The sequence below is a fragment of the Bacteroidales bacterium genome (genome assembly GCA_018334875.1).
Lineage (GTDB): Bacteria > Bacteroidota > Bacteroidia > Bacteroidales > UBA12077 > JAGXLC01.
In genome coordinates this window covers 1-6,893 of sequence record JAGXLC010000160.1, presented here as the reverse complement: position 1 = coordinate 6,893, position 6,893 = coordinate 1, and the positions used below count along the sequence as shown (strand labels likewise).

Annotated in this window: 7 protein-coding genes; 3 read left to right on the top strand and 4 right to left on the bottom strand. The window is 45.5% G+C overall.

The features are described from left to right. Positions 1–175: 175 nt before the first annotated feature. On the bottom strand, positions 176–337 hold the full coding sequence (locus KGY70_12710) for a hypothetical protein (protein ID MBS3776046.1): 162 nt from the start codon (positions 335–337) through the stop codon (positions 176–178). Between the two features lie 292 nt (positions 338–629). Here KGY70_12710 and KGY70_12705 point away from each other — a divergent pair, with 292 nt between their 5' ends. Both KGY70_12705 and KGY70_12700 read left to right on the top strand, forming a co-directional pair. Beyond that, positions 630–1,343 (top strand): SDR family oxidoreductase, encoded by a 714-nt coding sequence (locus KGY70_12705; GenBank protein MBS3776045.1) that lies wholly within the window; start codon positions 630–632, stop codon positions 1,341–1,343. Positions 1,344–1,912: 569 nt separating this feature from the next. Then, entirely contained in the window at positions 1,913–4,315 is a 2,403-nt protein-coding gene (locus KGY70_12700) for an ABC transporter permease (GenBank protein MBS3776044.1), read from the top strand. Positions 4,316–4,350: 35 nt separating this feature from the next. On the opposite strand, the gene KGY70_12695 is transcribed toward KGY70_12700, so the two are convergent. Beyond that, entirely contained in the window at positions 4,351–4,803 is a 453-nt protein-coding gene (locus KGY70_12695; protein MBS3776043.1) for a cold shock domain-containing protein, read from the bottom strand. Positions 4,804–4,862: 59 nt separating this feature from the next. After that, complete coding sequence (locus KGY70_12690; protein MBS3776042.1) at positions 4,863–5,726, bottom strand: sigma-70 family RNA polymerase sigma factor; 864 nt, start codon at positions 5,724–5,726, stop codon at positions 4,863–4,865. Between the two features lie 220 nt (positions 5,727–5,946). Here KGY70_12690 and KGY70_12685 point away from each other — a divergent pair, with 220 nt between their 5' ends. Then, positions 5,947–6,561 (top strand): hypothetical protein, encoded by a 615-nt coding sequence (locus KGY70_12685; protein ID MBS3776041.1) that lies wholly within the window; start codon positions 5,947–5,949, stop codon positions 6,559–6,561. A gap of 145 nt (positions 6,562–6,706) precedes the next feature. On the opposite strand, the gene KGY70_12680 is transcribed toward KGY70_12685, so the two are convergent. After that, positions 6,707–6,893 (bottom strand): hypothetical protein (locus KGY70_12680; protein ID MBS3776040.1); only part of this gene is annotated, 187 nt, incomplete at its 5' end.

The following is a 6,893-nucleotide window of genomic DNA, read 5'->3' as shown; positions in this document are numbered from 1 at the left end:
AGTTTACCCCGCCGGCGGCGGGGCTGTTTACTCCCGATTCAGGCGGGATAAAGGTCCCGCTGCCGCGGGACTTGACCGGCTCCTGACGGTCGCTTTAACCCCGCCAAAAGCGGGGCACTTAGCCGCGGCCTTTCACCTTTTCCGGTTTCTCCAACACTTGAATTCTACTACGAACCTAGACTTTCGGGCGTCCGGGGGGACCCCGAAGCGTCGGGGAAAATCCTGCCAGGGTTTTCCTGAATTGTTCCCTGGGCTTTTGCCGGATGTTATCCAGGCTGTCGTTGAACACCGCAGCCAGTTTGTCGATATGCAAGTTTGGAGAATATGGGATATCCATATTTTTTTATTTGTTGACCGGCAATGTAATAAAAAGGTGGGAGACAAAAAAATGAAAATATATTTGCGCCGTATTAAAATAATGCTTACATTTGTATCGTCATGCTATTAAAATTTTAAGGTTAATAAATGAAGAATTGGAGAGGGCTGCAGAGATGCAGCCCTTTTTTTGTGAAGTTGGCCACAGATAAAAAAGGAATGCCTGAAATGCAGGAATGATTCTGCCCATCCATCTTGCTTTAATCTACAGCAATGATTATCTTCACCCAAACCTTTAATCAATTTTTATTCTTATGAACAGAAAAGCCATTATCACCGGAGCAACCCGCGGAATCGGGAAAGAAATAGCCACCAGGCTGGCGGAAGAAGGCATTGATCTTTCCCTTGTGGCCAGGAACAAAGACAAGCTGCAGGAACTTGCAGATGAACTCAGCCAACAGGGCATCCGCACGTTTCCCCTTGCCATGGATCTGGAACAGGAAGATGCTCCGCAGGAGATCATCCGGCAAACCGTTTCTTCCTTCGGGGGTATCGATATTCTGATCAACAATGCAGGCATGCCGTATAAAGCCCCCATCACGGAATCTGATACCGCCCTCTGGAACAAAATGATGGCCATTAATGCCAGGGCACCTTATTTCTTATGTCAGCAGGCCATCCCCCACCTTAAAAAATCAAAGGGCCCGGTGATCATCAACATCGGATCGGTGGTGGATCATAAAGGGTACATCAACCAAAGCATATACTCTGCCTCCAAACATGCGCTGGCCGGTTTTACCAAAGTTCTGGCCAAAGAAGTGCAGGACGATCACATCCGTGTGCATCTCATCTCGCCCGGTGGCGTATATACCGAGATGGTCAGTGAAATGCGCCCCGACCTGGATGAAAATGAGCTGATCCAGACCACAGAGCTGGCAGATATCATCTTATTTCTTATAAACTACAAGGGAAAAGGAGCAATCGATGAGATCCGGATCCGCAGGTTCAATTCCACGCCGTTTGATTAGTCTTTAGCGGTTTGAAGCGGATAAGGAGATGGAGACATTTTAATGAGCAGGTGCATTCAAAATGGCCACGAATTCACAAATGAAACCCGCCTCTCAAATCGGCTTAGCGGGTTTACCAAAAAAATGTTACCCGCTTTCTATCCGTATCCAAAAATTTTGTATATTGCACCCTTGGTAATTGTAAAGTTGGTATTTTGGGAGGGCTGCCGGAAGGCAGCTTTCCCTTTTCTTTTTGATTAATTTTAATGTTTTTTTGTAATTCTCCCGTTCCGAATTCCTCGGCTTTACCCAAAAGTGCAGGCGGTTTTCCATTCTCATTAAGAAATCCACCAAAGGCTGATGCATCACTGCAAATACAATCAATGACCAATGACTATTTATTTGCACTCGGATTTTCCTCGTTCTGCATAATAAAACCCAATGAGCATCTCTATTACGAATAGTTGTACGCATCCGTACATAACCTGTTCTGCTACCGTACAGTTATGGTTAACGTAACCTCCTCCCGGATACATGAATGATTTAATCATTAATAAGATATAAAAACTGGCACATGAATTGATGGTTCAATGCCAAGATTAACCTTATACATCATGTTCAGGAATTTCCTCTTTACAGCTATCCGCATCATCATACGGGATAAGACCTTCTCTCTGATCAACATACTCGGTTTTTCCATCGGCATCGCCTGTACCGTGTTGATCCTTTTCTGGGTGCAGGATGAGCTTTCTTACGATCAATACCACGAACACAAAGACCGCATTTACCGGGTGCTCTCCAGTGTTCCCACCGGCGAGGAATACCTGGAGGCCGGCGTAACTCCCGCTGCACTGGCTCCGATGCTGGAAGAGGCTTTTCCTGAAATCGAAATGGCCACCCGTTTCAAAAGCATGGGTTCCTATACGCTGGTGAAAGGTGAGAAGCGTTTCCGGGAAAGATATTGCGGCATTGCCGAATCGAAGCTTTTCTCCATCTTCACTTTCCCCTTCATTGAAGGCAATCCCGAAACTTGTCTGGATGGGCCCAATTCCATTGTGTTAACGGAATCGCTTGCACGTAAATATTTCGGTGACCACAGTGCCATGGGAGAGAAAATTGAGATACCCGGAATGGGGCTTTTTAAAGTGACCTCAGTGATTGAAGACGTCACGCACTGCCACTTTCAGTTTAATTATCTGATCCCCTTTGGATGGGCCGAATTCTTCTATAAGGAAAACATTGAGGAGCTGGGACCATTCAATTACTCCACCTATATAATGACCAAAAAAGGGGTGAATTCCGATGATCTGGAGAAAAAAATCGAGCCTTTCTTTAATATGCATGCCGATCAGAACCGAAAGGACAATGAGGTCCATTCCATGCTTTTCCTTCAGAATCTGACTGATATCTACCTGCGGTCCGACTTCTCCTATGATTTTACTCAGCGCGGCGACATCAGAAGTGTATGGACCTTCTCAGCCGTTGCCCTGATCATCCTGCTGATTGCCTGCATCAATTTCATGAACCTTACCACAGCGCGGGCAGCAAACAGGACAAAAGAGATCGGCGTAAGGAAAATACAGGGTGCCAACAGAAAACATCTGATCACCCAGTTTTACTTTGAGTCGGCTCTGATCACCTTCCTCAGCTTTGTGATCGCCCTCCTTTTGGTTGAGCTTACCTTGCCCCATTTCAACAACCTTTCCGGAAAGGCCCTGTCGCAAAATATACTGACGAATCCCTATATCATCATAGCCTATTTTACTTTGGCTGTGATCACTGCACTTATTGCAGGCAGCTTTCCGGCGCTTTATCTTTCCGCTTTTCATCCCCTCAGGATGTTGAAAGGAAAGGCAGGAAAGAAACCGGGTTCGGGTCATTTCAGAAGGATCCTGGTTATCGTACAATTTTCTATATCCATGGCCCTTATCGTTTCTACCTTTGTGGTTAAAAATCAGCTGAATTTCATCAGTAATAAGAACCTGGGCTATGACAGTAAAAATTTGTGCACACTGCACCAGCGGGGTGAAATAAAAAATAAATATGAGATTGTTAGGGAACGCTTACTTGCAAGCCCGGACATAACCCATGTCAGTGCACTTTCTGATCCGCTGAGCTATGCCGGCCGCAGCCTGGAAGTGGATCAGTGGGAAGGCAATAATGGCAGCAGAAGCCTACGGCTGCACTTTCACCTGGCAGACCATGATATTGTAGAAACGCTGGATATAGGAGTGGCAGAAGGCAGAAGCCTTTCAAGAGATCTGGATAATGATTCCGGTATGGTGTTTCTGATCAATGAAACGGCTGTAAAGGAGATGGGACTTGAAAATCCAGTTGGAAAAGCCATTACGCTAGGACAGGAGCGGGGAAGAATTGTCGGGGTTTACAAAGATTTTAACTATAATACGATCCACCACAAAATCAATGCCCATGCCCTGATACTTGACAGAAAAGCAACGCGGAGTATACTTTTTCGGATGCGACCGGGCCGGACCCGTGAGGCGCTTGCCCATGCAGAAGAGGTCTGGGAGCAGATCGAGAAGGATCATCCCTTCGGATACACTTTTGTAGATCAATATTTGGATGATATGTATCGTGCAGAAGAGCGGACCGGCAACCTTTTTGGCTATTTTACCGTATTTGCCATCCTGATTTCATGTCTGGGACTGCTCGGACTGTCATCATTCATGACGCAGCAGCGACAAAAGGAAATTGGCATCCGCAAAGTGATGGGTTCCGGGGTAAACAGGCTGATCCTTTTACTAATCAAAGATTTCACCAGATGGGTATTACTGGCCGGTTTGATCGGGCTTCCCCTGGGTTATTACATCATGCGTCAATGGTTGCAGGGCTTTCACTATCGTACCGATCTTTCTTTCCTGCCCTTTTTCTCTGCCTTCCTGATTACTTTCACCATTGCGGTATTGACGGTGGGCATACACACCTATCGTGCCTCCATGAAAAATCCGGTGGATACGCTGAGGGATGAGTGAGAGCTCAGGGCACAGAGCGCAGAGCAAGATGGATGTTATCCCCTGAAAATCGTGACCTCTTTGGCAACAAGCCCTCTGTCCCCTTTTTCTGCCTTGAAATTGACCACGTCGCCTTCTTCAATTTCTTCCCTGAAATTGCTTACATGGAGAAAAAGACGCTCGCGGGTTTTGAAATCTTCTATGAATCCGAAACCTTTTGAATCGTTGAAAAAGGTAACCCTTCCTTTTCTTATCTCGGGTTCCGGCTCAGGTTCCTTTTTGGGTACGCCGATTTCGATATCCGACGCTTCTATGTCTTCCTTATCTTCGGAATCGGGCGGTGTATCGATTATGTTGCCATCTTCGTCAACGTAGGCTATCATATCGTCCAGACCGCTTTTTTTCTCCTGGTCTTTCTTTTCTTCTCTTTTCTTTTCTTTATCTTGTTTCTTTTTTTCCTTCTTCTTTCTTACTTCTTTTTTGTTGTATGTTTCTCTTGATCTTCCCATATAATAAAATTTTTAGTTTAAATGATTAAATGATGTTGTTGATATCTCCCTGCGGCATGTTATTCCATAAAACATTCCTTCCCCTGAAGCAGGGCTTTTAATTTTATCAGACTTTTGCTTTTGATTTGCCGGATGCGCTCGGACGACATATTGAAGTGGGAAGCAATACGGTGTAGTGAATATATCTGTGTATTGCCCAGCCCGTAAAACATGATGATAATGGTTGCCTCCCTTTTGCTTAGTTTCTTCAGGGCCCTGTGAATATTCGTTTCCAGCGATTCCTCCATCAGTTGATTGTCGGGGTCGGGGGTCTCTTTATTCTGAATCAGATCGTACAGGCTGGAATCGTCCTGTTCATCATTCGAAGGCGAGGTGTCAAGAGATATATGTCTCTGGTTGTGAAAGTGCGAAGCTTTTACTTTTTCACTGGAAAGGTTGAGCGCTCCGGCAATTTCTTCATCGGTGGGTTCCCTTTCAAATTGTTGTTCAAGATAAGGAATGGTGCTAGTGATCTTTTTTATTGAAGAAACCCTGTTGAGAGGCAGCCGTACCATCCGTGTTTGTTCAGCAATGGCCTGTATGATGGACTGCCGTATCCACCAAACGGCATAGGAGATGAACTTGAAGCCTTTGGTCTCGTCAAATTTTTTGGCTGCTTTTACCAGCCCCACGTTGCCCTCGTTGATCAGATCGGGGAATGAAAGTCCCCGGTTTTGATACTGCTTGGCTACTGAGATGACAAAACGCAGATTGGCTGAGACAAGTCGCTCCAGGGCCTCTTCATCCCCGTTTCGGATGCGTACGGATAATTCAACTTCTTCGTCAGCGGTAATGAGCGGGAGCTTGTTTATCTCCTGGAAATACAGTCCAATGGACTGCTCCGTCCGATGGGTGATCTGTTTTGTAATTTTTAATTGCCGCATAGGATCCTTATTTTATGCCTTTAATGGTATCTGGCAGTTTGATCTAAAAATGGGTGCAGATATGAATCAGGCAGAAAGCGGATAATGCAGAATGGTTCGTACGTACACACAATTTTAAATCTTGCCGAAGATAAATTAATATTTTCAGAATAAGGCAATTTTTTTGACTTTTTGAACTCAAATTTTTAATGGGTGTTTTATTAGGTAAAGTGAGCCTATCATGAAGATTTTTTCTGAAGCAATTTTCCTGCTGATGCTTATGACCGTAGTTCCGTGTGCAGCAGAAGATGATGATCAATGGGAGCTGAAAAAGGAAAAGAATGGCATACAGGTTTATACCCGGGAGCGGGAAGAAGGAGGAATCTATATGTACAAAGTCGTTACCTCAATTGAGAAGGAGCCGGAAGAAGTCTTTGAGCAGTTGATTGATTTCCGGGAGAACCTGAAATATATGGAACTGGTCGATTCGCTGGCTTTTTTGGATCACCGGGAAAAGGAGAGGTACATTAACTACATGCGGTTTGACATGCCCTGGCCTGTTAAAGGCCGGGAAATGGTGATGGATATGAAGGTAAAGTTCCGGCCGGAAATCATTAAGCTGGTATCCGATGACCTTCCCGGTTGGGTTCAAAGCAATGGGAAGCTGATACGAATTGAAGACTTTCATGAAGAATGGGAGCTCAGGTTTTTCCCCGATTCGGCAGAAACCCGGATAATGGTTAACGGCTGGATAGATCCCGGCGGATCCATCCCTGTGTGGGTGGTGAACATGTTTAGTGTAAGAACTCCATTTCGCTTTATTTCCGGAATACTTGAAGAGCTGAATAAGGAATAGGAGTCATGCAGGGGTTTCATTTTCTACCATAATGCCGTCTCTACGCGACTTTCGTTTTGCTGATCCGTAACGTAATCGCTGTCGAATGCTTTACAATAATCATCAATGACCAGCCAGGATGAGACACGCCACGGCATGTCTCTACTCAGTTCTCGTATTCTCCTATTCTCCTTTTCTCCCTCTTCTCCTTTTCCCCTCTTCTCGTCTTCACGCCTACCTTCGTGCCGCCGTGCCAGTCGTTCTTTCGTGCCGTCGTTCTTTCGTGCCGTCGTGCAGTCGTATATACTACTGGCCAGGACGAGACACGCCAGGGCATGTCTCTACTCAGTTCT